The following is a 26,157-nucleotide window of genomic DNA, read 5'->3' as shown; positions in this document are numbered from 1 at the left end:
AGGCATCCAATACTCACGTCATGCCGACAGCTTGCCATCTCTGCTGCCGACTTCCTGCCTGATCGCAGAACCCTCACCACCTTGCGCGAAGCAGTGCAACACTGCAAAGGATGCGACCTCTGGAAGCGAGCGACCCAGGCAGTGTTCGGAGAAGGAAGCCCAGGAGCAGAGGTGATGCTGGTGGGCGAACAACCCAGCATGCTGCGTCTCTACCTTACGCGATGCGTTTCACATCGAAGATGTGAGCGCCAAATCCCGCTAACTTGATAAACAGTCCCCAACGCTTCAGATCGGCAGTCTGCCGTTCGTAGCTGCGATCGTTGAGCAAGTCGTCGAAATGCAGGCCACTTCCCGAAAGCAGATCGTCGGTAAAATAAATTCGACCGGTAGAGTTACCGGCTCCCAGATTCACAACCACAAGTTTTTGTCCGGAAGCCTCACTCCACATATACGCGATGAGATCGGAATTGGTGCGATCTCCTGAGTCTTTGGGTTCAAGCAGCTTCCAGGTGCCACTATGGAACTCTGGAGAGTCGGCTATCGTAAGAATTTTCTCGTAGATTCGCTGAATCTCCGGGTCGGGACTCTCTTCTTGCGCACGTGAGAGCTGAACGACGAGCTGTTTCTGGAAGCCTTCAAACTGGCCATCATTGAAGAAGTGCATGCCTGGCACAGTGGAGGCCAAGACGGCAACAGCTGGTAGTCGAGATTTTCCGAAGACGCTCGCAGCTCGTGGCTCGTCGTGATTTTCGAGAAAACGCACCGAGCGACGCTGGAACTCCGCGTCAGCTTTCAGATGCAGATACACGTCGCGCACGAAACCATCGCGTAGTCGATCGTAGAGCCGCTTGTCGTAGGTGAAATTGAATCCGAGTTGTTGAAGCGCCCACTCCGAGTCGCTGTAGGCTTCTGCTATCCAAACAAAATCGCCTAAGGCCCGCGTGGCCTCTTGCCAGAATTCCTCGCCAGGCGCAGGGGCTGATCCCAGCACGGACTCCCAGGTCTGATGAAAATGGTCATTCAAAATCAGCATGGCCATGTCGCATCGTGCACCGTCGCAGATTTCGGCGATACGGCGAATCTGGTCGATCATTGCCTTACGCAGGGAGGGATTGAAGTAGTTGAGTTGGGCGGTATCCGTCCACGGGGCGAAGTAGGGATCTCGACCGTAGGCAATTACTTCGCCGCCGCCTGCGTTATTTTCAGCAATAAAGAAATTGCCCGGGTTCGCACGGTATTGCGCCAGCGAGCCGCGGATATAGTACTCGGGATGCTCACGTATCCAGTGATGGTCTGGCCCGGTGTGATTGGGAATTACGTCTAGGATGAGCCGCATGCCGAGCTCGTGTAGCTGGCGATGGAGCATGTCGAAGTCGTCCCAAGTGCCGATCGACGGGTCGGGTTCATAAGCCTGGATGGAAAAAGGGGAGCCGGGCACGTCGTTCAGAGTCCAGCCGGGCAGAGACTCGTCATATCGCTTGAATAGGGAAGTCTGACTTCGAGAGAGCCTGCGGCCCTCGGGGCTGTGCTTCCAGACCCCCATCAGGTAAACGAGATCGAATCCAAGTCTTCGAAGCCGCTCCCACTCGGCGTGAGGAACGTCGGAGATGCTTATCGGCCGTCCGAGCTGTTTGCCCAGCCTCACAAGCCAGGGAAGTGTACTGATCTCGTAGAGCTGGGGATGAAGTCTAAGCGGTGGCAGTGTGTCTGCGCCCACTTCGGCAGGAACTGTTGCGGTAAGTCTGTCCAGTTGCGCCAAGCGAGGTTCTCGCGTTCCGATGTTTGGAGGAACAGCGGAGTGTAGAACCTCGACCAATACCGGGTCAAACGATGCTTGATCAAATTTCCCGGTACGTCCCAAGCGCGAGGCGATCTGGCACAGGAAGATGACATCATCTTCCTCAGCGTCTTACACTTAAGAAAATGAAGATTGCTCTCGGCCAAATCAATCCCACGGTAGGAGATTTCTGCGGCAATGCCGCCAAGATCATCGAATACAGCCACAGAGCTAAGGCACAGGGAGCTGATCTCATACTGTTTCCCGAGTTGGCGATCTGCGGATACCCGCCGCGGGACTTGGTAGAAAAGCCTTCGTTTGTTACGCAGAACGCGGAGACGCTCGAGCGAATCGCGAACGAAACCGATGGCATTGCCGTTATCTGTGGCTTGGTTACGCCGGCACAAAGCGAGACCGGAAAATCGGTGATGAATTCCGCTGCCCTCGTACGCAATGGGCGGGTGGAATTCATGCAATCGAAGATGCTGCTGCCCACCTATGACGTCTTCGACGAAGACCGCTACTTCGCACCCGCGCGCAAGCAGGAGGTTGTTAGCCTGAACGGCTCGAGACTGGCGCTCACCATTTGCGAAGACGCGTGGAATGACAAGCACTTTTGGCAAAAGCGCCTCTACAGCATCGATCCCGTAGAACAATTAGTGCGAGCCGGCGGGAACCTGGTGTTAAATATCTCTGCCTCGCCGTTCACAACGCACAAGCGTGAAATCCGCAAGAAGATGCTGCAAGCCATTGCTGCCGACTTCCGAGTGCCTGTCGTCATGTGCAATCAGGTTGGAGGGAATGACAGTCTGATCTTCGATGGATCGAGCATTGTGATTGGTCCCGACGGTCGTGTTTTGGCTCAGGCGAAGTCGTTCGAAGAAGATTTAGTGTTATTCGATACCGAAACGCTGCAAGGCGATGTGCATGAGCAGCCGGCGGATACCGAGGCCGAAGCCTACGCTGCTCTGGTACTAGGCACCAGGGATTACGTTCGTAAATGCGGTTTCAAAAAGGTAATCATCGGTCTGAGTGGAGGCATTGATAGCGCCTTGACGGCGGCAATCGCAGTAGACGCCTTGGGCAAAGAGAATGTCATGGGAGTCTCTATGCCGGGTCCCTATTCGTCGCAAGGCAGCAAGGACGATGCGAAGGAACTCGCCAAGAACCTGGGAATTCGGTACGACGTAATCCCAATTTCGCCGGTGTTCGAGGAATTCCGTAAAGCGCTTTCAGCAACGTTTCGCAATCTTCCGGAGGACTTTACGGAGGAGAACCTGCAGTCGCGTCTGAGGGGCTCTACCTTGATGGCGCTGTCGAATAAGTTCGGAGCCCTTGTGCTCACCACCGGCAATAAGTCGGAAATGGCAGTTGGCTACTGCACTCTGTACGGCGATATGTGCGGAGGCCTGGCGGTGATTGCGGACGTTCCAAAGACGATGGTCTATCGTTTGAGTGAATACCGAAACAGGATCTCTCCGGTGATTCCACTGCCAACGATCAAAAAGGTTCCTTCTGCAGAGCTTCGGCCCAACCAGACAGATCAGGATTCGCTCCCACCCTATGACGTGCTGGATTGCATTCTCGAAGACTACGTTGAGAACTATAAGACCGCTGAGCAGATCTCTATCGAGCGCGGATACGACTGTAAGCTCGTCAGTTCCGTGATTCGAATGATCGAGCGGACCGAGTACAAACGCCAACAGGCAGCCCCGGTCCTGAAAATCAGTCAGAAAGCATTCGGGCTCGGCCGCCGTTTTCCTATCGCCGCAAAGTATGAGGTTCAGTGCTAACTGCGGCTACTGATTGTGAACTTCACATTGAGGAAATACTTTGAAGAAAATCTTTGCCTTCATGCTAGCTATTTTGTCCACCAGCATCGCGCTCACGCAGACGGCCTCTACTCCTGCTAAGAAGCCTGCTTCTTCGGCGACGACGAAATCGGCTCCAGCTCCGATCGGAAAGCAGCCGAGCATGGAAGAGCTCAACGGCTTCATGCATCACATGTTTGGCTACGATCCGATGGTGAAGTGGAAGATTGAGAGCGTAAAGCCTTCGGAAGTTCCGGGAGTCACGGAGGTCATCATAACCTTCGGCGAACCTGTGCAGCAGCGAACACCCTTCTATGTAGCGGGCGATCTGCAACATGCATTTATCGGCCAGATCATTCCCTTCGGAACCGATCCCTTTGAACCCGCACGGCGAAAGTTGGCTGATGAGGCAAAGGGTCCGGTGAAGGGTGCTCCAGACGCCCCGGTTGAAATCGTGGAATTCAGCGATTTTCAGTGCCCGCATTGCAAGCGAGCGTGGCCGAAAGTGGAGCAGTTAGTGAGCCAGTCCGCCAATGCTCGCCTCGTATTCCAGAATTTTCCGCTCTCCAACATTCACAAATGGGCCGATCGTGCTGCAGGCTACGCGGACTGCATTGCTCGCAAGAATCAGGATCAATTTTGGAAGTTTGCTCAGCAGGTCTTTGACCAGCAGGAAAACATTAATGATCAAAACGCTGCTGAGCGACTGAATGCTATCGCGACCGATGCCGGAGCAGATCCAGCAGCAACGGCAACCTGTGCCGACGCGGCAGACACCAAAGTCCGTGTGAACCAGCAATACCAACTCGGCGCGGCCGTAGGGGTCAACGCAACCCCTACGCTCTTCCTAAATGGACGTAAGATCGAAAACGTGAATGACACCCCGATCGAAATCCTCAAGCAGATGGTGGATTTCGAAGCGCAGGAGAACGCGAAGAAAGTCGCCGAAGCTCACTGAGCGGGAGCAGGAACAAATGCAGTTCCTGCCTCCGCATCGTGGATTGCCTCACGCACCAGGTGCGGACGTATCGTAACGAGTAGTTGGGCGTCATCGGTCTGCTTGTTGTGTACTGACGTAGCAGCGCCCAGGATCGGCAATTTCGCGATGCCTGCAATCCCTTGCAAAGTGAGTTGCTCGGTTTGTGACACCATTCCTGCGAGGACGGCCGTCTCTCCTAACGGAATGCCGATCGTTCCGTTGTATTCGCGATTTGTGATCACCGGAACACCATTTAGCTGCGTTGCTCCCAATCCTCGTAATTGAAATTCCACTTTCAAGGACACGTCGCTTGTTCCATGGATCGTCGGAGTGGCCTTGAGAGTCAGTCCAAGATCTTCATAGCTGAAGGATGGGAACGGCGCCTGGAAGCTCTGATTCCCGAGTACCTGGCTAATCGCTGGCGTGTTGAAAATTGGAGCAAAGCTGGCGTTGAGGATGGGATAGCGTGTTCCGTTCCTAACGGTTGCAGGATCTCCTTGCGCCGCTCGTAGCATGACGTGCTCAAGCGATTTGAATGATGACTCATTCAAGGACGCATGGATGGTCGTACCAGGAATGATCACTCCGCTTCTGGTTATTCCGCCGCCAAACGTTACTATCGGCTGGTTCAGGATCGAACTCTGTCCCGCTGCTAAGCCGGCCAGCAGTGCTGCCACTGACGAGCTATTCGCCTGATTGATCGCGCCCGATGAGATGAGCTGATTGATCAGATCTTGATTGGCTGAGTTCAGCAGATTTCGAGCTTCGGTATTGACGTTAAACAACGTGAATTGAGTTGGTACTCCCAAGCCCAAGTCGCGAGCCAGCGTCTGCTCAACCTGGAAAATATTGACCTCAAGCATTACTTGAGGTTTGCCCGAAAATAAGTCATTGAGAATTCGGCTCGCAGCATCCAGCATGGTTGCCGGTGCGCGTACCGTGACTTGGTTCGAGCTTGCGGCTGGCGTAACGAAGCGAAAGTCGAAGACGGTTCGGAGCAGAGTTACAACTTCGTTGATGTCCGCCGGGGAAGAGGCATCACTGACGTAGAACGTTCGCAAGGCAAGCCGTTCGAAAGTTCTGCGATTTTCCGGCGTGTCGGCCACGATCAATGCCTGCGTGGAAGACATCGGCACATAGAAGGTCTTTGTGATCTTGGAGGCAATCTCGGTCGCTGTGGCGAAATCGGCTCCGTCAAGATCAAATCTGAGTTGTTTGCTGACGACCGAGTTATCGATCAGAGGGCGAATGTTGTAAGCGCTCCACAGACGCTGTAATAGCCCCCGGCTGTCCCCTTTGAAGTGGAAGTCCTGCTTGGCCTCTGAGGGCTGAAGGCGGATGTCGTCGGCATCACGATAGCGAATTCTTGGCTCGTTGCCGACGGCTGCCTCGCGCTCTGCCAACGCCGAGCGCAGCCCTTCTTGCGCAGCCGTATTGCTCGAGTCGAGGGCAAGGGCCTTCCGGAAGCCGTCGATAGCCTGTTCGCGCTGATTCGCTGCCAACTGCTGATTAGCTTCCAAGGTCCTCTGCTGGATCTCCTGCTGCCGTAGAAGCTCTCGCGCAGTCAGGGCGCCTGGATTGCGCGGATCCAGCCGCAAGGACTCGTCTAAGAGCGTTCGTCCGTTAACAAGGTTCCCCGCACGAAAGGACTCCATCGCTGCCAGATATTGCTTTTCTGCCTTGTTCCGATTGCGCCTTTCCTGTTTGCTCAGGCCAGTGTCGGCGATCGCCGATCCGAGCAGGCAGAATCCGGTAATCAGAGACAGGACGATCCGCATCGTGAGATTCTAGTCGAACTCTGGAATAGAACGAGCCTCTGGCGAAATCTTGCGGTCAGACTCTGAGAAGGTCCTCACAACAGGGGATACACATTTCAGGTTTGCAAGCCGCCAGCTCGTCGAACTTATAAATCCCTGTAGCGACAGCAATCGCAGGAACACTATTCACGTGTGCCGAGCGAATGTCTGCCGGCGTGTCGCCAACAACGCAAACTGTAGTGTGTACACCGCGGAGATCACGGGCTTGCCTGATTCCGTCGGCGATGACGTCGTCTCGCTTCTCCAGCGTGCCAGAGAAGGCTCCAAAGGCGAAGTAGCGACGCAGTCCGCACGCCTCCAACTTTGCCCATCCAACTCGTTCCAAATTGCCCGATGCGACACCGAGCAACTTGCCCTGGTCAGCCAAGCTCTGGAGAAGGTCAGGAATGCCGGGACAGACTTCGGGGCTCAAAGCCTTGGCGTTTCGCTCCACCTCTGCGCTCATGAGTTCCAGAGCTTGGGGTAAACGGGAACGCCACTCGCTTTCGGGCACGTCGGCTTGCTCGAGGTAAGCACGCAATATCCCGACATCGGTATTGCCGTGAACGGGAACACCGTCGAGTCGGAATTCGAGTTCGAACACCGTCGCCACAGCGCGATGAAACGCATGGTAGTGAACGGCGTCCCGGCTGTTCAGCAGTGTGCCATCAATGTCGAATAGATAGCAGTCGTACGCTGTCCAGTCGAATCCCTGCTGAATGTATGTGAAAGATGCCGAGGACGCGCCCGTGCTTTCAGCGCTTACCCATCCGGTCTTCAACGCGGAAGGCGCAGCTAGCCCTCCGCGGTCGCGCGGCCCCTGGTCGCTGATTGTTTTGCTGGCGGTGTCGCGCAGCTTCATTCAATCATCGTACAGCTTTCTTCTCCAGAAGCTCAGGTTCGAGGCGGGCACTACGGGGCGGGCGCCGAGCGCTGTTACGCAACTCGCCGAGATCGAGGTTGAGCTCTGAGATAGTCCGGCTCAGAGTATTGCGATGCATTCCAAGTTCGCGAGCAGCTTTGCTCTGGTTTCCATGATTGCGATCGAGCACATTCATGATGAAGCGCTTTTTGAATTCGCGAACTGCTTCCGAATAGAGAATGCCGGACTCGTGCATTTGTGCAACGAGCGCCTCAAGCTGGTTCTTCACAGAGCCTCCAAAATCACACAGAAATCGAGTCAACACGCACAGCCACCCAGGGCCGCAGGATATGAAGGGCGAAGACTACTTAACTGTTCCTGCCGGAGAGGTCTTCTTCTCCGAGTCGGCGCGTAAATCCGCATTCGCCTGCAAGTTGCTGATGGCTTGCGCGCCTGAACGCACGCGAGCCCGCAACTCGTAAGGCGCAACCCAGGTTGCAGTGCGGGCGGCCACGAGAAAGTAGCCTCCCATACTGGAACGGGCCAGCGCCTGATTGTCAGGAGAGAATGCCGCAATGGCCAGCACACCGACTGTGACGATAGCGACGCCTCGGACGAGCCCGAAGGCTCCTCCTAGAAGACGATCGATTGAACTCAAGCCGACTTCCTTCATCATCCACCGGGCAATGCGTCCGATGATGCCGGCAAGAATCAGCACGGCGAAAAAAATGGTGAGGAAAGCGGCAATATCTGCATACTGCGTTGCGTTTACATAAGGGCGATACACAGCCGAGAGGCGATGGTATCCCCAAATCGCGCTCAAGTAACCGAGAACGACTCCGGCCAGTGAGAAGATCTCGTAGAAGAATCCCTGTGCCGCAGACAACAAGACTGAAATCACAACGATACCGATGATTCCCCAGTCAAAGATCGTCACAGTTCGAGTTCCTTTCCCGAAAGTTGACGATATGCCTGGATATATTTCTCCCGCGTTTTCCGAACTACGTCTTCCGGCAACGAGGGAGCAGGCGGGTTCTTGTCCCAATGAATGGATTCCAGATAGTCACGAACAAACTGCTTGTCGTAAGAGGATTGTGGTCCACCCGGACGGTAGCTCTCGGCCGGCCAGAAGCGAGAGGAATCCGGAGTAAGTACCTCATCGGCAAGCACAATCTCACCGTTCACCGTGCCAAATTCAAACTTTGTGTCTGCGACGATAATTCCGCGATTCATGGCATGCTCAACGGCGAGTCCGTAGATACGCAGAGAGAGTTCCCGGAGTGTCTCGGCGGTGCTGCTGCCTAGCAGCCGCACCATTTCACCGAACGGGATGTTGATATCGTGCCCGGTGTTGGACTTAGTGGCTGGCGTGAAGATCGGCTCCGGCAAACGATCTGATTCGCGGAGCCCGGCAGGAAGGCGAATTCCGCAAACAGACTGGCTTTGCCTGTAGTCCTTCCATCCTGACCCAGAAAGATACCCTCTGACCACACACTCCACGGGAAACATCTTCGCTCGTCGTACCAGCATCGAGCGGCCGCGCAATTGATCCTGGAAATATCGTAACGGCTCTGGATATTCTTCAACGCTCGCCGTGATTACATGATTCGAAACGACATCCCGCAGATGATCGAACCAAAAAAGAGAAAGCTGAGTGAGCACCTTTCCCTTATCGGGAATCTCCGTTGCCAGGATATGATCGAACGCTGAAATCCGGTCAGAGGCAAGGAAGAGCAGATCGTCTCCTGCCTCATAAATATCCCTAACTTTACCCCTGCCGTGCAGCGTCAACGCAGATAGGTCGGATTGGGTCAACAGAGAGCTCAAGGGTCGGGTATTTCTACTCAAGAAGTGTAAGGAAGCATTCGTATTCTAACCCTCACAGAAGTTTTGTCAACGCATGTGAGGTTGACTTCGTGAGCATCAGCCGTGAATGAATCAGGTAGAAGAAAAAAAATCAATGCTTCAAGAAAAAAAATCGCACCACAACTTTTCTTTTAGAGAGTCTGCAAGAAGATGTTGCAGTTTCGCTTGAAGAAAAGTGGCTGTGTGTTTGCTTTGGATGCACGAAACGTCGGTCAAAGCTTCCACAGATTCAACAGGACTTAAAATACCGGAACGAAAATTCTTCCTCCCTATTGGACACCGAAGAGCTGTGAATTCTTCCAGAGACTTTCAGGCGGTGCTCGAGAGAGTTGTAGCAGTCAGCATGTCCGACAGAAAAAGCTTCATGCCTTATTTAGCATCAGGTCCTGCATCACGCGAGCAAGCGATACACGTGTCTCTTCGAGGTGTTCAGCGTCCCGATACTTTTGACGCGGCCAGAAGAAGCCTTTCAGTCCGTCTCCCTTGGTTCGTGGAACCACGTGTATGTGAAGATGAGGCACGCTCTGGCTGACGCGGTTATTGATTGCGACAAATGCGCCTTGCGCTCCCAAGCCCTTTTCCATCCCGATCGCCAGCAAGCGTGCATTTGCGGAGAGCCGGTCCAGAAGAGGGGCGGAGACTTCGTTCAACGTTTCTATGTGTTCCTTCGGAATCAGAAGGCAGTGACCGGGAAAGAGAGGCCGGTGATCGAGGAAGGCAAGTGTTAGTTGATCTTCAAAGACGATCGCCGCGGGAATCGCTCTACTAACTATCTGGCAGAAAAGACAAGCTGGCATTGTTTGGTGGGAATAGCTTAGACGATCAGCCTTCGTTCTTCGGGGCTACTCAATGCTCCGATAGGGGAGGTTGCTCAGTGCTGAACGAGATCATCCTCGGCGCTCATGGAGGCCGCAGTACCTGGGCAACTAGCCACACCTAAGACTATGCACACCGTCTTCAGAGTGTTCTCGTGTTTGTGGAAGACCGCTGACTGTACGCCTGCCTTAGCTTTTGGACCGAACGCAATCAGAGGCACCCGCCCGCCGCCGTTGCGGATATTGGCGATGTTGGACTCGTCAAACGTAATCAGAAGCAAGCCACTGGATTGAAATCGAGATGTAGCGAGCAGAGGACTGAGATTCGCCTTAAGCCATTGATCGGCACGGCCTAAGAGGTCGCTGTCGCTGCAGACTGTTCCCGTCGAACACGAATGCCCATCATTGATGGTGTTCGGTAATACGAAGACGAAATCGGAGAGCGCGCCAGAACTCACGTCGGTCGTGAACTGTGTAAGGGGAACAATTTTTGCTGCCCTGGCTGGCATCATTCACAACGTCGCTGAAGTAAGCGAAGGGATTGTGATGTTTCTCGTAATTGCCGACCGTGGTTCCCAAGTATCCTGCCGAGGGAAGATCCTCCGCATACACCCTCCACGTTTTTTCTGAAGCAGCTAATTCACGCGCGAGATTATCTGCGGATAATGGGCCGGGAAAGTTGTTGTCGTTGGTCTGTACAGCTCCCGTTGTCAATGCGAAATAGTTTCCGATGGAAGGATGCGTGTCTGCGTAATACTGCGTGGCCAACGCTCCCTGTTGCGCCAGGCTATTCAGATACGGCATGGACGAATTGCCGATCACCTGTTCGTAGGAGTGGTTCTCTTCCACGACCATCGCGACAAACTCTGCTGTGCAGCCGGCTGGCTGGGAACTGGTTGCGGAGTCGGGCTGGGCAAAGTCGCGGTCGAGCTAGCGCCAGTGCCGCCGCATGAAGTGAGAAGCAGCACAGCGCAGTACAACGGCCACATCAGCACCTGGATGTTCGACTGCCGTGCAATGAGCATTGAAAGTCCTCTCCATCCCCAGAGAGAAGCTGCGGACAGCTGCCGGGTTGGTATCGCGAGCGAAACTTTGTTGCGGGTTTCAATCAGCGGAATCAGGGAGTGTCATCCAGAGCTGCGAAATCTGTGGTCGCTTCGCAGTATTATTTGTCGATGCTTTTCCTGAAATATGCTCCGAAGCCGCCGCTCTCGGAGTTCGTTGAGCTGTTCTGGTACTACGAGGGCTACACGCAGCCCCATGCGAAGGAACGCATCATGCCGGATGGCTCCATGCAGGTTGTCATCAACCTGCGTGAAGATGAGCTCAGGATCTACGATACTGATCGCCCGGAACTGTTCGAAAAACTTTCTGGATCGATCTTCGCCGGCCCGCGTTCACGCTACGAAGTAATTGATACGGCCAGTCAGGCTTCATTGATCGGGATTCACTTTCGACCGGGCGGCGTCTCCCGGTTTTTCAAGCCGCCGACTAGTGAGTTGCTGGATCAGAATCTCTCCCTCGAATGTCTGTGGGGAAGCAGCGGAGCCGACATCAGAGGCAGAATCCTCGAAGGCGCCACTCCCAGAGAAAGATTTCTCACCTTTGAGCGATGATTACTGGAGCAGGCCCGGAAGCCATTTGTGAGACACCCGGCAGTGCATGCCGCTCTCGCATTCATCACGGGCGAATTCTCAGGAACTGTCGCTGAGTTGACTGACCGAATTGGTATTAGCAGGCGAAGGTTCGTGCAGGTCTTCAGCGATGAAATCGGCCTAGCGCCAAAACTGTTTTGTCGCATCCAGCGGTTTCAAAGTGTGTTGCGCGTTGTTCATGGCAAGGATGGGAATGAAATCGATTGGGCCGACGTTGCGCTTGATGCAGGCTACTTCGACCAGGCGCATTTCAATCACGACTTCCGCGAATTCTCTGGAATCAGTCCAGGAACCTATCTGAAGCATCGGACCGCGCACCTCAATCACGTGCCGCTGATTGAATAGGCATGGCTCTATCCGCTGCTAGAAGATCAGGAGCGTAGCCCGTCTCGTGAGGATTCGCTTCTGAGCTCCTGCTCCCCGGAGCGGATCACTCCCTCTGCCAAGTGCAAGTAGCGCCGCGCTTCGCCGGGCATCTCCCGCTGAAACTTGCGGTAGAAGGCGTCTTCGATGTTACGAAAGAACTCCTGAAGTTCGGTGTCGTCGATACGGGACTGCTGTCGTCTTTCCATTCGCCCTCAAATTGATGCAGGTTAATGCGTGCAGTTTGCACAGTTCTGGCGTCCAGGTGCGTTACTGATTCTATTATGCTTCGTCTTGCGCAACCGAGTTTCTGAGGAGGAGCAGGTGACGATAGATATTGGTCTAGTCGGTTTCGGCTTTGCCGGCCGGGTGTTTCATGCGCCGATCATCGCCGCGGTGCCGGGGCTGCGTCTCCGAGCTATTGTCCAGCGCAGCGCAGGTGACGCCTCAGCTCTCTATCCGCAGGCGACCATCGTAAAGTCCATCGAGGATCTCCTTGCCATCGACGAGATCAGGTTGGTGGTCATTGCTACTCCGAACGCTTCCCATTATGGGCTTGCGAAGCAAGCGCTGCTGGCCGGCAAGGACGTCGTAGTAGACAAGCCTTTCACTACCACGTATGAAGAAGCATTAGATTTAATCGAATTGGCGAAACAACATCGCCGTTTGCTAACCGTGTACCAGAATCTGCGTTCCAATGGAGACTTCCGCACGATCCGGCAACTCGTGGAGTCACAACGATTCGGACGAATTGCTCTCTATGAAGTACATTTTGATCGCTATCGCCTGCAGATGCGTCCGGGAGCATGGCGGGAGAAAGTTGAGCCGGGAAGCGGAGTGTTCTTCGATCTTGGCGTTCACCTCATCGATCAGGCCATGGTGCTGTTTGGGCGACCAAGCGCGATTACTGCCGATATACGCATCGAGCGCGACGGCGCGCTGGTGGACGATGCTTTCGATGTTACCTTGCACTACCCCAGGGCGCGGGCGCTGCTTCGGGCCAGCATGATCGCTATAGCTCCGGACCTGAGATTCTTGCTTCGTGGAGAGAAGGCAGCATTCGTAAAACATGGAATCGATCCGCAGGAAGAAGCTTTGAAACGCGGAGAGATTCCGCGCGATGATACTTGGGGTAGGGAAGCGAGGGAGAAGTGGGGCACGTTGTATGGTTCACAAGATGGAGCAGTGACTGCCGAAACCATCCCGACTCTGCCGGGCAACTACTGTCTCTTCTATGCAAATGTGCGCGACGCGATCCTTGGCACGGCTGGCATTGATGTGACTCACGAGCAGATGCTCGATGTAATGCATGCTCTCGAGTTGGCTCGCGAGAGTAACCGCAAGCAATGCACGCTCAAGTGGCGGAGTCTTTAACGGAGCACGCGACTTTTGCTGCCAACAACTTTTTCACGAAAGGCTTGATAGTCTGAACCTATGAAATACACCGCCTGGAAAGATGTGGAACTGGAGCAGTTGAACCCTCTCCTACACCGGCAAATGATTACCGGTGACAAAGTCATGCTTGCCCGGGTTCTTTTGAAGAAGGGTTGCGTTGTCCCCGAGCACAGTCACGAGAACGAACAGGTCACTTACATTCTGGAAGGTGCTTTGAAGTTCTGGATAGAAGGCAAAGAAATCATCGTACGTGCCGGGGAAGTCCTCTGCATCCCATCCAACGTTCCTCATAAAGCCGAAGCCGTCGAAGACACGGTGGACCTCGACGTCTTTTATCCTCCGCGCCAGGACTGGATCAACAAGACAGATAGCTATCTTCGCGGAACCACTGCGAGTCGCAAATAGTACGAGGAGCGTGGCGCGATGAAAGCCATTTGTGTTCACCAGTTCGGCGGACCGGAAGTCCTGAAACTCGAGGAGGTGCCTGGCCTGCATCCTGCAGAACGTCAGGTCCTTGTCAAGATTCATGCCGTCGGGATAAATCCATTCGATACGTACATGCGCACGGGCACGTACGCTATTAAACCCCAACTTCCGTACACGCCAGGAGCCGACGCTGCCGGCGTAATTGCCGAAGTAGGACCCGGCGTAAATAAATTCAAAGCCGGCGACCGCGTTTACGTCGCCGGAACCTTGACCGGAGCGTATGCCGAGTTTGCGTTATGCCAGGAGTCGCAAGTTCATCCGCTTCCCAAGAAGATTTCTTTTCAGCAAGGCGCCGCCATCGGCGTCCCGTATGTAACCGCATATCGCGCGCTCTTCGATAAGGCCCAAGGCTTGCCCGGCGAGACAGTGTTCGTCCATGGCGCGAGCGGAGGCGTCGGAATAGCCGCCGTCCAGTTGGCGAGTGCTCACGGAATAACCGTCATTGGGACAGCCGGTACCGAAAAGGGAAAAGCGCTCGTGAAGGAGCAAGGCGCACACCACGTCCTCGATCACACGCAACTCGATCTTCCCGAGCAGGTAAAGAAACTAACCGCCGATCGCGGAGCCGACGTCATCCTCGAGATGCTGGCGAACAAGAATCTTGCAAAGGATCTCTCCATGGTCGCCATGCGCGGACGCATTGTCATTGTGGGCAATCGCGGAACTATCGAGATCAACCTCCGAGATGCCATGACTCGCGATGCAACGATCTTGGGGATGACAGTGCTGAACGTGTCGGATGTGGAGCGCTCTCGCATTCACGCCGCTCTTGGCGCAGCCCTCGAAACTGGCGTGGCGCGTCCTGTGATCGGCAAGGAACTCCCGCTCGCCGAAGCCGCACGCGCTCACGAGGAAGTCCTTAAACCGGGCAGCTACGGCAAAATCGTGCTGACTCCCTAACTTCAAGGAGGAAATACCGCCGAGTTCCAATCTGCGGGGACGATTCGCTAAATGGGCGGACCCGCCGGCGCGCCTGAAGGCCTCAGCTTCGGCACATTCTGCTTGGGATCGCGCATGAACGCCTCAACGCGCCGCACTATGTCGCTGGCCGACCCCAGCGCCGTTTTTTCATTCCCATAAACGGTACTTACCGCTGTCCAGGCATGAGAACGAACCTCGGCTGTGGCGTCATCGTTAACGGCCAAGATCATCAATCGGTCCGCCAATTCGTTCTTTACGACGTCAGAGAGATCGCTGTAGCTCCTGCGTGAAGACGTTGTTGCGCTTGCCGATGCCGGCGTCAAAAACGTACTGTTCACCAGGGTCGAGAGCACCTCGTTGCTCGAAGGGGATGCGGAGACGAAGTGATGGATGGAATCCATGCGCGCCAGACGCTCCGGATCAAGAAGGCCGCCGAAGATGATCTCAGCGATTGAGCGGGCACCATCGTAGGGACTGAAGACATAACCCGCACTGGACTTATACGCCTCAGGATCATTCCCATCGTTCTCGTACTGCATCAGGTCACTCCAAAGCCGTGCCGGAACCTCCAACTCAGCCGGTCGAAGCGCCTGCAAGCAAAGCTTGATAACTTCCCGTTGAGCCTGCGCGTCCCACACTTCAAGCGGCTTTTGGCCATCTCCTGCCAACGCTGGAGGAACTTTTGCGCTGCCCACCGTATTGATCGCGGAAGCCAGCGCATAACGATGGAAGAGATAAACGAGAGCGAGACGCGATGCCAGTTTGGAGGTGGGCTCGCCACTGCGCAGGTTCGAGGAGCTGTACGCCGCGAGCAGGGCATTGCGGACAGGCAGAACCTGCTGCAACCAAGTGACTGGATCGGGACCGTCGTCGTAGGCGTTCCAGCGCGGATCGTCATAGTTCCCCCAGAAGATGCCTTGCTTGAGAGCTTTCTGAACTATCGCTTCGAGCCGAGTCCTCTCGCGAGGATCTTGTGACGCCGGAGGTTGCGTGGAATCGCTGGTACTGTATCCCCACTCGATCGCGAACTTGTCGTAGCTGCCAACACCCTGCATGTAGGCATCGCTTAAATCCGCCGTGCCGTCCTTCCGAATCGCAACGCGCGGAGCAAAGTAGTCCATCACCGAGCCGCGGTTGAAAGTGCTGGCCGCAAAGTTGTGCTCAAGTCCGAGGACGTGTCCCATTTCGTGACAAGTGAGCAGAGCGATGCGGCGAGTCAGGGCCTCGTCTTCGGAGAGCTGGGGATCGATGCTGTCGAGTTCTGCGAAAAGATCGATTCCGGAATCGTCGCGTCCTGAGGCAGGCGGGACAACATTCCAGTAGTTGTTGACGGTACGCATGCGGTGCGAATCGAGTTGAACGACCGCGTGCAATATCTCGCCCGTGCGCGGATCGGTTTGCACCATACCTACGGACCAGCCGCGTCCGCTGCGATTAGTCCATTGGATGGTCGGGTACCGAATGTCGAGCGGATCGGCGCCTTCCGGGAGATCCTCGATCACCAGCGCATTGCGGAAACCGGCTTGCTCGAACGCCTGGTTCCACCACAGCGCTCCGCGACGGGCGGCTGAACGCATGGGCTCAGGAATGGCGCGATCCAGATAGAAGGTGATGGGCTTGGTCGGCTCGCTGACAGCAGCCGTGGGATCCTTCTTTTCCAGCCTCCAGCGATCGATGTAATGCTGACTTAACGATTCTTTGTAGGTTCTGGAGAAGTCGTCAAATCGTTCGCCGAAGAATCCAACGCGAGGATCAGCGATTCGCGGCTGGAATCCCGTTTTGGGCAGAGCCAACAGCGAAATATGCTCATGCACCGTTACGACCCCAGGTTCAGGATTATTTATCGTGCGTCCCGCCGAATCGCTTGCGAACGTAAGGATGTTCTCGATCTCCGTGTTCAACGCAAAACCGCGGGTGTGATCAAGGTCAATTGTGCTGCGTTGATCGTCAACTCGCCAGTTTCCGGCGTTCTCATTCGCGACGGGCCGGACCATGCCGTTGATCGCCCGCGATGGGCGCCGCAATTGTCCGAGCAGTCCGGACGCGTCGCGCACGACCAGTGGGTTGGCGTTCACGACGAGGTTCTCACCCTCCTCCGTTTCAACCGGCAGGGAAGCAATGACCGAGGTTGGAAAGCTTCGCTCCACTGAATGTCTCAGCTCGGCGCTTCCATTCTCCGCGCGGAAGCGCGTGTTTTCGGCGATCACCAGCACCTTTGGTCCGGAGCGCACGAAGCGGCATAGCTGCGAGCCTCCTACGCTGCTGCGATCGGCGAACATCTCGATGGATCCAACGCCGCTGCTCAAGCCGGTGAAGTAGATGAATTCTTCGCTCAGGCGCTGTGGCGAAAGCTCAAAGAGCAGGACGCCCTTCTTGGCGTCCCAATAGAACGGTATGAACCCGTCGTTCCGCTTCAAGCCTTGAAGGCGGTTTTCGTCTTTGTGCGAGGGCGCCGTCGCCGGCTGAGTTGCTGATCGCGGATTGTCGTTTTGGGCGAAAACAAGTGAGGAAAGAAGGAATGCAAGCAGGAGACTTTTCATTTTGTTCGGTAATTCTTCATTTTCAATGCAGAGGACTCTCGGACGACGAGAGCAATCTTTCCGCCGCGCTCTCCGGCGTTATATCGCGCTGCGGCGTAGCCAGCATTTCGTAGCCGACCATGAATTTGCGGACCGTAGCGGAGCGCAGAAGAGGCGGATAGAAGTGCGCGTGGAAATGCCACTCCGCATGCTCCTCTCCGTCCGTCGGACGCTGATGGAATCCCATCGAGTACGGAAATGAAACTCCAAAGATGTTGTCGTAGCGAGATGTAATGCGTTTCAGAATGTCTGCCAGGGCGCTTTGGACAGCGGGCGAAAACTGATCCATCCCTGTGAGGTGCTCATTCGCAAGCACCAGAACTTCAAACGGCCAGACAGCCCAAAAGGGAACTAAGACCGTGAAGAAATCGTTTGCACGAACTATGCGAATACCGTGCGTCCTCTCCAAACGTAGATACTCGCAGAGCATGCATTTGCCTTTATCTTTCGTGAACTCCAGCATTGCACTCTGCTCGGTCGCAGGATAGTTCGGGATGGTCTCATTGGCCCACACCTGGCAGTGTGGATGCGGATTGCTGGCGCCCATCATCTCGCCACGATTCTCAAAAATCTGAACATAGCGAACCCAGTCCAGCGCTCCTAATTCCCGATACTGATCGCTCCAGACGTGAACAACGCTCTCGATATCGGCCAGTGCCATGTTGGAAATCGCAAGATCGTGTCGCGGCGAAAAACAGAGGACACGACAAATACCTCGTTCCGATTCGGCAATCATCAGTGACGACTCGCGAAACTCGCCCTTCGAAGTATCTGGCAGCAGGGACGCATAGTCGTTATCGAACACGAAGGTGCCGGTGTACTCAGGATTCTTGTGCCCTCCGGCGCGAGAGTTCGCGGGACACAGATAGCAATTTGGATCGTATTTCGGCTGCTGTCCCACAGCGGGCTTTTCGACCTGACCCTGCCATGGGCGTTGCGTGCGGTGTGGAGAAACCAACACCCACTCGCGCAGCAGTGGATTCCAGCGCCGGTGAGATGTCTTGTGGAGATCGAGCATCGAGGCTATGCCACGGAGGCTACACCATCTGCCGCTGAGGTAATGTACACGTCCGGCCGGAGCCCCGTGGCCTGTGAGTATTCTGCAGCTACATGTTTGCGAAAAGCTTCGGCATGCCCGCTCGCAACCAGATTAATGGTGCAGCCGCCGAATCCACCGCCAGTCATGCGCGCGCCGTATATCCCGGCTTGACGGATTGCGATCTCGACCATGACGTCGAGCTCATGGCAACTTACTTCATAGTCGTCTCTCAAACTCCGATGTGACTCGGCCATCAGCCTGCCGAACGCTCGCAGGTCGTTCGCCTCAAGGTTTTCCGCCGCGCTCTCTACTCGCGCATTCTCAGTCACCACATGGCGGCAACGGCGATAGATCATGGAAGGTAGCTTCTCACGAAGCTGCTCAAGCTGCTCGGGAGAGACGTCGCGAAGAGTACGGATGGCGGGCAGATACTGCCGAAGAATTCGAACGCCCTCTTCGCAGGCGGCTCGTCGCTGGTTGTACTCGCCGCTCGCGTGCTGGTGTTTCACCATGGTGTTGCAGATGACCATGCGCACGCTTGGCGCAAGCGGAAGAAGCTTGAATTCAAGGCTGCGGCAGTCGAGCATGAGCGCATGGTCGCGGCGGCCATTGCAGGAGATGAATTGATCCATGATGCCGCAGCGCATGCCGACGAATTCGTTTTCGGCTCTCTGGCACAGCAGTGCCAATTTCTTCCTGTCGATGGCTACATGCTTTGCGTTCAGCAAAGCAAAGGCGACGGCAACCTCTATCGCAGCCGAAGAGCTCAAGCCGGCTCCGATGGGCACTTCACCGTGGACGAGAATATCTGCACCGTGCAGGCATTCGCCGGAACGTTTGATCTGGTCGATTACTCCTACTACATAGTCCGACCAGTTGTGTTTCGGCGAAAAGCCGTCGTTCAAATCAAGTGAAAACGCTTCGTCGAAACTTTGCGAACGAACGTTGACCTTCGTGTCGGAACGCGGAGCGATCGCAACCGAGGTATAGAAATCGATCGCCGCCGGCATCACGAAGCCTTCGTTGTAGTCGGTGTGTTCGCCGATCAGGTTGACTCGTCCGGGAGCCCGTGAGATCTGGGGTTCTTGCCCATAAACTGCGCGGAAATCTCTCTTGAGGGTCTCGATGTCCATCGAACTTACGAGGATCTCGTGCTGGCGAGTTCGACGTAGCCCTGGGGATGCTGCTGCATCCACTCCCAGGCGCTGGCCACAATGTCGTCCAGATTGGGATATTTCGGCTTCCATCCGAGCTCGCGGCGAATCTTCTCCGAGCTGGCGACCAGCACCGCCGGATCGCCCGGACGCCGCGCAGTCTCGACCTCTTTGACAGTCTTGCCCGTCACCCGGCGAGCGGACTGCACTACCTCGCGTACCGAGAAGCCGGTTCCACTTCCCAGGTTGTAAATGAGTTGGTCGCGCGAGCCGAGAGCTTCCAGAGCCAAAACGTGCGCGTCGGCAAGATCGCTAACGTGAATGTAGTCGCGAATGCAGGTTCCATCTTTGGTCGGATAGTCTGTACCAAAGAGCGAGATATGCTCACGCTTTCCCGATGCTGCCTGAAGAATTAACGGAATCAAGTGTGATTCAGGATTATGCAGCTCACCGGTTCGTCCGTTCGAGCCGGCAGCGTTGAAGTATCGCAGGCTGGAATAACGCAATCCGTGGATGCGATGGAACCACCTAACCATCTGCTCCACCAGCAACTTCGACTCCCCATAGACGTTGGTCGGCTTGAGTTCGTCATCTTCCTGAATCGGAACTCGCTGAGGATTGCCATAGAGTGCTGCCGTGGAAGAGAAGATGAATTTGCCGATACCGTGAGCCAACATAGCTTCGAGGAGCGTAAGAGTCGAAGCCGAGTTGTTTCGGAAGTACCGTTCTGGCACCTTCATCGATTCGCCGGCTTCTATGAGCGCGGCGAAATGGAATACGGCTTCGGGACGATGCTCTCGAAACAACGAATCGATGGCCGCGCGGTCAGCAATCTCCCCCCGAACGAGCTTTGCGTCCGAAGGAACCGCATCTGCATAGCCCTTGCTCAGGTTGTCGTAGACAACGACCTCGTGCCCGCTATCGAGCAGGGCCTGCACGGTGGTCGCGCCGATGTATCCGGCGCCGCCGGTCACTACAACTCTCATGGCGTCTCCCGCATGCCTGAGTAGAAACATCTAGTCTTATCACAGTCTTATCGCTGGTTTCCTTACTCCGTCAGGTTGCTGAAAGGTGACTATGGACTCTTACGACCTGTCATCCTGAGGCCCGGGCTTGGCCGAAGGATATCCCGGGATGCATCCGCCTTAAATTGCACTCTCGAGGCTCTTCCACCAGAATTCTGGGCAAAGAGCCAGGACGCGCCAAGCAAGTCAGAAATATTCCGGCAGATCCTTCGGCCAAACCCTGGCCTCAGGATGACAGGTCGTGATTTTGAACAAGCTCGCGTTTCAGTACGCGAGCGGCAGATTCCCTGAAACCCATCAGTTACCAAGCGGCTCTTGACTGCTTCCGAATTCTGCACTAGGATGACGACACTTTGTTGAACTTCCGCCGAATTACGATGTCGATGACAAGCACAGGGACAATTATGTCCACTGCTCATCTGGCGGAGGGAGATATCTAAGCACTAAAAAGTTCTAAAGATACCCAAACCCACCGCCAGAAAGCGGTGGGTTTTTTATTTTCCGGAACTTTTGGATCGGTACGGAGGGCTTCAATGCTCGTAATGAAGTTTGGTGGAACCTCAGTAGCTTGCGCGGAGAGCATCGGCCGCGTCGCGAGAATCGTACGCGAACGGCTTCATCTCCAGCCGGTGGTGGTCGTGAGTGCGCTGGCCGGTGTTACGGACGATCTTCAGAAGATGGGTGCGCTGAGTCGTGATGGCCAGCTCGAAGAAGCGTTGTCGCGCTTACACGCGTGTGAAGACCGCCATTGCGAAGCCGCAAAAGCATTGTTTCCGAACAAGAGCGCAGCGTTTTTTCAGCACGATCTGCGGCCCTTGTTTGACGAAGCTCGAGCCCTGCTCAAGGCCGTGTTTGCCGTTCAGGAGTTAACCCCGCGCACACTGGACCGGCTGCTCGGCTTTGGGGAACGGTGGTCCAGCCGTCTGGTTGCGGAAGCATTTCGCGCGCCAAGCCTGCGAGCGGTTCACGTTGACGCTTGCGATGTAATCGTCACCGACGGGAACTACTCCCATGCCGCCCCTTTGGTGGATGTAATTGATGCTCGCGTGGCTTCCAGTATTCGTCCGCGAGTGCAGAGCGGATGCGTCCCCGTGCTCGGCGGCTTCATCGGATCGACCGAAGACGGCATCCCCACGACGCTGGGGCGAGGCGGCTCCGACTTTACCGCTTCGATTCTTGGAGCGAGCCTCAACGCGGAGTCCATCGAGATCTGGACGGATGTCGACGGCATGATGACTGCCGATCCGCGTATCTGTCCCGACGCGCAGAATATTGAATCCATCAGCTTCGACGAGGCCGCCGAGTTGGCGCATTTCGGAGCCAAGGTGTTGCATCCGAAGACGCTGCAACCGGCCGTGGATCGAGGGATTCCGGTATACGTTCTCAATTCGCGGCATCCTGAGAACTGCGGCACTCGCGTTGAGATTGCCGAGCCGAGCGAAGAAGGTCGAGTTAGATCGGTGGCATGCAAACGCGGAATCACCCTGGCGGAGGTATTCGCCCGGCAGGGACTCGACGCGAAACTGACGTCGGCGATCTTCGACGTACTGGAGCGGCAGAAATGCCTGGTGGATCTGGCGGCGATGTCTCGCTCGAATCTTTCCTTGCTATTGAACTCGCGCGGCTCTGCGGATGCGCTGAGCGAGTTTCTCCAGGACAGGGCCTCGGTCAATGTGGTCGAGGGAAGCGCCTTGGTGTCGTTAGTTGGACGGAACGTGGCGCGGAATCCTGCGATTTGCGCTCGTGCTCTTAGCGCTTTGCCTGACTTGCCCGTCCGGATGATCTTTCATGGCGCGTCCGACATGAATCTCAGCTTCGTGGTTGCGGAGGCAGATGCAGACAAGGTCGTCCGCGCGCTTCACCTCGCTTTATTCCCCCAGCAGTCATCTCTTGGCCACTCTGAGCGCCCACTTCCGATCAGCCAGGCGCACGAAGTGGCGCTGGTCCGGGCGGAGGCATAGAACATGGCTACTCACGCTCTACTCGTTGATAACAAGCCATCAATTCTCCCCTCAGTCGGTGCGAGGAAGATTGCGATCCTCGGATTTGGCACGGTTGGCAGCTCTGTGGCTCGTATCTTGTCCGAAGGAAGAGTCGCTGGCCTGGAACTCAGCCAGGTTTTCAATCGCAAGGTCGAGCGGAAGCGTGCTTCGTGGGTGAATCCGGATGTCCAATGGACCGAGAACTTCGAAGACGTGTTGGCGAGCGATGCGGACTTCGTCGTCGAGGTTATGGGAGGTGTTGAGCCCGCGAGACAGTGGGTGAAAGCGATTCTGCAATCCGGCCGATCCGTGGTAACGGCGAACAAGCAATTGATTGCGCGCCATGGCGCTGAGCTCTCGGAAATCGCGGAGAAGCACGACTGCCAATTGCTTTTCGGAGCTTCAGTAGCCGGTGGAGTTCCGGTGATCACTGCTCTGGAACACGGGCTCGCAGGAGACGAAATCCAGTCTGTTTGCGGAATCCTGAATGGGACCTGCAACTACATACTTAACAAGATGGAAGGCGGGGAATCGTTTCCTGTCGCGCTGGAGCAGGCGCAGCGTCTCGGATACGCCGAAGCTGATCCTACCGACGACATCGCCGGATATGACACGCGCGCAAAGCTTGTGATTCTCGCGCGGGTTGCTCTGCGTGCTGAAATTCCCCTCGACGACGTTGTGTGCCAGCCTGTCTCCTGTGTCGATCCCGTCGATTTCGAGTACGCACGGGAATTGGGTTGCACCATAAGACAGGTTGGATATGCAGAGGTCGAAGCCGACGGATGTTCTGCCGCAGTTGAGCCGATGTTGGTTCCCGCGAGTTCCCCCTTGGCGCGGGCTCAGGGCTGCGAGAACGTCGTGCTTACGGACGGGAAGTTTGGAGGAAGCAACGCCTTCTCTGGTCCAGGCGCAGGTGGCAATGCCACTGCGGTCGCGGTGATCTCAGATCTTGTGACTCTTGCTCACGCCACAAATGCAAATCCAAAGACGCGCGAGAGGCGAGCGTTGCACGTGTCGAGCGAGTGTACTGCCCGATATTTCCTTCGATTCGTTGTGCGCGACCGGCCGGGCATCGTTGCAGCAATCGCCGCCGCACTCGCCAAGTTCGAGATCAACGTCGACGCGGTTTTCCAGAAGCCGGGTTATGACAAAGGTCGGCTCCCGTTCGTAGTGACAGTAGAGGCGTGCAGCAAAGCAAAGCTTCAGGCAGCTCTTGACGAGATTGCGCTCTGCGGATTTCTGGTCGAGCCACCTCTGAAGCTGAGAATCTTTGGACACTGATATGCAACTGCAATGCAGTAATCAACACTGTGGCGAGTTTCTCGCTCGCGATTTCGCGGCTTTCGACTGCCCGAAGTGCGGCGACTTGCTCGAGCTTAGCTGCAATGGCTTTCACCCGGATCCGTTCCGACTGCGGTCGTTGTGGCGCGATCGGCGCTCATCCAATGATCCGGCTGACCGCAGCGGCGTTTGGAGATTCCGAGAGTTCCTGCCCGACTACTCTACTGAGCAAAGAATTACGCTTGGGGAGGGGAACACTCCGCTGATTGCGGGACAGAAGACTGCAGCGTTCGCCCGCCTGAACAACTTGCAATTCAAACATCTGGGCTGGAATCCCACGGGCTCGTTTAAAGATTTGGGCATGACCGTAGCAGTGACCGAGGCTCGTGCGCGTGGAGCAAAGGTTGTCGCTTGCGCCTCGACGGGCAACACCGCGGCTTCAATGGCTGCCTATGCGGCCCGCGCGGGCATCGCAGCTCGGGTGTACCTGCCCAAGGGAAGGCTCTCAGCCGCCAAGGTCGCGCAATCTCTCGACTATGGAGCTGAAATCGTTGAAGTGGAGGGAAACTTTGACGATGCCCTGGCGATGATGACGGAGAAAAAAGCTTCGTCTGAGTACTTCCTCAACTCCATCAACCCATTCCGTGTCGAAGGACAGAAGACGGCGATGTTCGAGTTGATGGAGCAACTCGACTGGAATCCGCCCGACTTCGTGGTAGTTCCGGGCGGCAATCTGGGAAATTCTTCCGCATTTGGGAAAGCATTGAAGGAGCTGTCGGCGGCTGGATTGATCGAGAAAGTTCCGCGGCTGGTCATTGTCCAGGCCAGAGGTGCAAACGCGCTGGTGAAGACCCTGGCTGCAGGCAGTGGAGAGCTCGAACGCGTGATTGATCCTAAGACCTGCGCCAGCGCTATCTCAATTGGGGCCCCGCGATCGTGGCGAAAGGCCCTCACGGCTCTCAATTTCACGAAAGGCAGCGTTCTCGACGTCAGCGACGAAGAAATCCTCGAAGCGAAGTCAGTGATCGGATGCGATGGCATCGGCTGCGAGCCTGCCTCCGCCACTACTCTCGCCGGAATCCGGCGCCTGAGGAGAACCGGGGAAATCGGCGAACGTGACCGTGTGGTGGCGATTCTCACGGGACATGTTCTGAAGGATCCAGACATCATTTTGAAAACTCACCGTGAAGCGGTTGCTGCGGAGGTGCAGGCATGATGTGGAGCGATTCCCTGGAAGGCGCCGAGATTACGGTGCCGGGATCGATTGCGAACCTCGGTCCCGGCCTCGACACTCTGGCGGTAGCAGTGCAACTTTACTTGAGAGTTCGCATTGTCGGCGTTAGCAACTCAAGGCGCGGAACCCTGGAGTTCCATTTCGAATCACAAGCTCCAACGGGCGAAAATCGTATAGAAACCGCATTTCGCAAGCTGGCTGAGAACTTGGGTGAGAATACCGCCGATTGTCCCTCCCTGCAGATCAGTGTCAGCAGTGAGGTTCCGATGGGTGCCGGGCTAGGCAGCAGCGCTGCCGCAACTATTGCCGGCTTTCGTCTGTATGAAGTTCTTTTTGGAAAGCAAAGCGACGAGCGACTACTTACCGTGGCGTTGCAGTTGGAGGGCCACGCTGATAACGCTGCTGCCGCTCTCCTTGGTGGACTTTCGGTCTGCTGCCAAAAAGGGGACGGTACCGTCTCCGCGTTCTCGCTGCCATGGCCGGAATCACTCTCTCTTGTCGTATTAACGCCGGAGATTCGTCTCGCGACCCAGACCTCACGTCACGCACTGCCTGAATCGGTGAGTTTGAGAGATGCGGTGTCGAACATGCAGCGGGCGCTGCTCCTGTTGCAATCGATTCAAACGGGCGACGATGGAGTCCTGGCAGAGGCGCTGTGCGACCGTCTTCATCAACCCGCCAGAGAATCACTGGTGCCCGGATTGAATGCTGCGCTAAAGCTTTCTCATCCCGATCTGCTGGGAGTCTTCTTAGGAGGTTCCGGACCTTCCATCGTGGCTCTTGCTCGAGAGGGGTGTCACTCGATTGCCGCTCTCCTCGCCGAGAGTTATCGCCCACTCGGAATTCCGTTTCACACTTCCATCTTGCGAGTTCACAACCAGGTGAGCCTTCCTGCCTGCGCTGCGATTAGCTGCAGTTGATTGCCGGGATCGATCGAAGTCACCCGAGCACTGTCATCCTGAGCCGCATTTGGCGAAGGATCTCCCGCGATATTTCAGACTTGATCGCAGCTGGTTCGGCTTTTTCACGAGAATGCCCGGGTTCTTGGCCAAAGTGCCGTGGTACCGCAAATCCGTACCACGCAGTCCGGGAGATCCTCCGCCCAAAAGAGGGGCTCAGGATGACTGCATTATTGAG

At 55.8% G+C, this 26,157-nt stretch carries 24 protein-coding genes; 11 read left to right on the top strand and 13 right to left on the bottom strand.

The window, feature by feature from the left end:
• Nucleotides 1–214 precede the first annotated feature (214 nt).
• Nucleotides 215–1,759, bottom strand: a complete 1,545-nt coding sequence (locus tag VNX88_12790) for an alpha-amylase family glycosyl hydrolase (GenBank protein ID HWY69538.1) — start codon at nucleotides 1,757–1,759, stop codon at nucleotides 215–217.
• Between the two features lie 164 nt (nucleotides 1,760–1,923).
• On the opposite strand from VNX88_12790, the gene VNX88_12785 reads away from it, so the two are divergent.
• A complete protein-coding gene (locus VNX88_12785; protein HWY69537.1) occupies nucleotides 1,924–3,570 on the top strand; it encodes an NAD+ synthase in 1,647 nt (548 codons plus the stop codon).
• Nucleotides 3,571–3,610: 40 nt separating this feature from the next.
• Nucleotides 3,611–4,546 (top strand): thioredoxin domain-containing protein, encoded by a 936-nt coding sequence (locus tag VNX88_12780; protein ID HWY69536.1) that lies wholly within the window; start codon nucleotides 3,611–3,613, stop codon nucleotides 4,544–4,546.
• Here VNX88_12780 and VNX88_12775 read toward each other — a convergent pair.
• The 7 genes from VNX88_12775 to VNX88_12745 form a co-directional block, all read right to left on the bottom strand.
• Nucleotides 4,540–6,345: a hypothetical protein gene (locus VNX88_12775; GenBank protein HWY69535.1), complete on the bottom strand. Its 1,806-nt coding sequence runs from the start codon at nucleotides 6,343–6,345 to the stop codon at nucleotides 4,540–4,542. The two genes, VNX88_12780 and VNX88_12775, sit on opposite strands and share 7 nt — an antisense overlap.
• Nucleotides 6,346–6,400: 55 nt before the next feature.
• Nucleotides 6,401–7,225: an HAD hydrolase-like protein gene (locus VNX88_12770; GenBank protein HWY69534.1), complete on the bottom strand. Its 825-nt coding sequence runs from the start codon at nucleotides 7,223–7,225 to the stop codon at nucleotides 6,401–6,403.
• 4 nt (nucleotides 7,226–7,229) lie between these two features.
• Nucleotides 7,230–7,514, bottom strand: coding sequence for a helix-turn-helix domain-containing protein (locus tag VNX88_12765; GenBank protein HWY69533.1), 285 nt, complete (start codon nucleotides 7,512–7,514; stop codon nucleotides 7,230–7,232).
• Between the two features lie 75 nt (nucleotides 7,515–7,589).
• A complete protein-coding gene (locus tag VNX88_12760) occupies nucleotides 7,590–8,162 on the bottom strand; it encodes a CvpA family protein (protein ID HWY69532.1) in 573 nt (190 codons plus the stop codon).
• Entirely contained in the window at nucleotides 8,159–9,040 is an 882-nt protein-coding gene (locus VNX88_12755) for a phosphoribosylaminoimidazolesuccinocarboxamide synthase (GenBank protein ID HWY69531.1), read from the bottom strand. The genes VNX88_12760 and VNX88_12755 overlap by 4 nt, the downstream gene beginning before the upstream one ends.
• Nucleotides 9,041–9,453: 413 nt before the next feature.
• On the bottom strand, nucleotides 9,454–9,888 hold the full coding sequence (locus VNX88_12750) for an HIT family protein (GenBank protein ID HWY69530.1): 435 nt from the start codon (nucleotides 9,886–9,888) through the stop codon (nucleotides 9,454–9,456).
• Nucleotides 9,889–10,308: 420 nt separating this feature from the next.
• On the bottom strand, nucleotides 10,309–10,761 hold the full coding sequence (locus tag VNX88_12745; GenBank protein ID HWY69529.1) for an alkaline phosphatase family protein: 453 nt from the start codon (nucleotides 10,759–10,761) through the stop codon (nucleotides 10,309–10,311).
• Between the two features lie 269 nt (nucleotides 10,762–11,030).
• Between VNX88_12745 and VNX88_12740 the strand changes: the two genes are divergently transcribed.
• Together VNX88_12740 and VNX88_12735 are read left to right on the top strand one after the other, a co-directional pair.
• The gene (locus VNX88_12740; protein HWY69528.1) at nucleotides 11,031–11,522 is read left to right on the top strand and encodes a DUF6597 domain-containing transcriptional factor; all 492 of its coding nucleotides are present in this window, start codon (nucleotides 11,031–11,033) and stop codon (nucleotides 11,520–11,522) included.
• 27 nt (nucleotides 11,523–11,549) lie between these two features.
• Nucleotides 11,550–11,906 (top strand): helix-turn-helix domain-containing protein, encoded by a 357-nt coding sequence (locus VNX88_12735; GenBank protein HWY69527.1) that lies wholly within the window; start codon nucleotides 11,550–11,552, stop codon nucleotides 11,904–11,906.
• A 26-nt stretch (nucleotides 11,907–11,932) separates the two neighbouring features.
• On the opposite strand, the gene VNX88_12730 is transcribed toward VNX88_12735, so the two are convergent.
• Nucleotides 11,933–12,133, bottom strand: a complete 201-nt coding sequence (locus VNX88_12730; GenBank protein ID HWY69526.1) for a hypothetical protein — start codon at nucleotides 12,131–12,133, stop codon at nucleotides 11,933–11,935.
• Between the two features lie 115 nt (nucleotides 12,134–12,248).
• On the opposite strand from VNX88_12730, the gene VNX88_12725 reads away from it, so the two are divergent.
• Genes VNX88_12725 through VNX88_12715 form a run of 3 tightly spaced genes read left to right on the top strand, consistent with a single transcriptional unit; the run spans nucleotide 12,249 to nucleotide 14,705 of the window.
• Nucleotides 12,249–13,298 (top strand): oxidoreductase, encoded by a 1,050-nt coding sequence (locus VNX88_12725; protein ID HWY69525.1) that lies wholly within the window; start codon nucleotides 12,249–12,251, stop codon nucleotides 13,296–13,298.
• Nucleotides 13,299–13,358: 60 nt separating this feature from the next.
• A complete protein-coding gene (locus VNX88_12720; GenBank protein ID HWY69524.1) occupies nucleotides 13,359–13,724 on the top strand; it encodes a cupin domain-containing protein in 366 nt (121 codons plus the stop codon).
• 18 nt (nucleotides 13,725–13,742) lie between these two features.
• Entirely contained in the window at nucleotides 13,743–14,705 is a 963-nt protein-coding gene (locus tag VNX88_12715) for an NADPH:quinone reductase (protein HWY69523.1), read from the top strand.
• Between the two features lie 47 nt (nucleotides 14,706–14,752).
• Here the strand turns inward: VNX88_12715 and VNX88_12710 are convergent, their stop codons facing one another.
• The 4 genes from VNX88_12710 to galE are packed head-to-tail and all read right to left on the bottom strand — an operon-like array spanning nucleotide 14,753 to nucleotide 20,484.
• Nucleotides 14,753–17,266 carry a zinc-dependent metalloprotease gene (locus tag VNX88_12710; protein HWY69522.1) on the bottom strand — a complete coding sequence of 838 codons (2,514 nt, stop codon included), beginning with the start codon at nucleotides 17,264–17,266 and terminating at the stop codon, nucleotides 14,753–14,755.
• A gap of 22 nt (nucleotides 17,267–17,288) precedes the next feature.
• The gene (locus VNX88_12705) at nucleotides 17,289–18,323 is read right to left on the bottom strand and encodes a UDP-glucose--hexose-1-phosphate uridylyltransferase (GenBank protein ID HWY69521.1); all 1,035 of its coding nucleotides are present in this window, start codon (nucleotides 18,321–18,323) and stop codon (nucleotides 17,289–17,291) included.
• A 5-nt stretch (nucleotides 18,324–18,328) separates the two neighbouring features.
• The gene (locus VNX88_12700; GenBank protein ID HWY69520.1) at nucleotides 18,329–19,477 is read right to left on the bottom strand and encodes a galactokinase; all 1,149 of its coding nucleotides are present in this window, start codon (nucleotides 19,475–19,477) and stop codon (nucleotides 18,329–18,331) included.
• Nucleotides 19,478–19,482: 5 nt separating this feature from the next.
• On the bottom strand, nucleotides 19,483–20,484 hold the full coding sequence (gene galE / locus VNX88_12695) for a UDP-glucose 4-epimerase GalE (GenBank protein HWY69519.1): 1,002 nt from the start codon (nucleotides 20,482–20,484) through the stop codon (nucleotides 19,483–19,485).
• Nucleotides 20,485–21,056: 572 nt separating this feature from the next.
• Here galE and VNX88_12690 point away from each other — a divergent pair.
• Genes VNX88_12690 through thrB form a run of 4 tightly spaced genes read left to right on the top strand, consistent with a single transcriptional unit; the run spans nucleotide 21,057 to nucleotide 25,940 of the window.
• Complete coding sequence (locus tag VNX88_12690; GenBank protein ID HWY69518.1) at nucleotides 21,057–22,484, top strand: aspartate kinase; 1,428 nt, start codon at nucleotides 21,057–21,059, stop codon at nucleotides 22,482–22,484.
• Between the two features lie 3 nt (nucleotides 22,485–22,487).
• Complete coding sequence (locus tag VNX88_12685) at nucleotides 22,488–23,786, top strand: homoserine dehydrogenase (GenBank protein HWY69517.1); 1,299 nt, start codon at nucleotides 22,488–22,490, stop codon at nucleotides 23,784–23,786.
• Nucleotides 23,776–25,002: a threonine synthase gene (gene thrC, locus VNX88_12680; protein ID HWY69516.1), complete on the top strand. Its 1,227-nt coding sequence runs from the start codon at nucleotides 23,776–23,778 to the stop codon at nucleotides 25,000–25,002. Before VNX88_12685 ends, thrC begins: the two co-directional genes overlap by 11 nt.
• Nucleotides 24,999–25,940 carry a homoserine kinase gene (gene thrB, locus VNX88_12675; protein ID HWY69515.1) on the top strand — a complete coding sequence of 314 codons (942 nt, stop codon included), beginning with the start codon at nucleotides 24,999–25,001 and terminating at the stop codon, nucleotides 25,938–25,940. The genes thrC and thrB overlap by 4 nt, the downstream gene beginning before the upstream one ends.
• Nucleotides 25,941–26,157: the final 217 nt, after the last annotated feature.

The organism is Terriglobales bacterium (assembly GCA_035567895.1).
Classification (GTDB): domain Bacteria; phylum Acidobacteriota; class Terriglobia; order Terriglobales; family Acidobacteriaceae; genus Gp1-AA112.
Note: the sequence above shows the minus strand (reverse complement) of the source record. Positions and strands in the feature narration are given on the sequence as shown.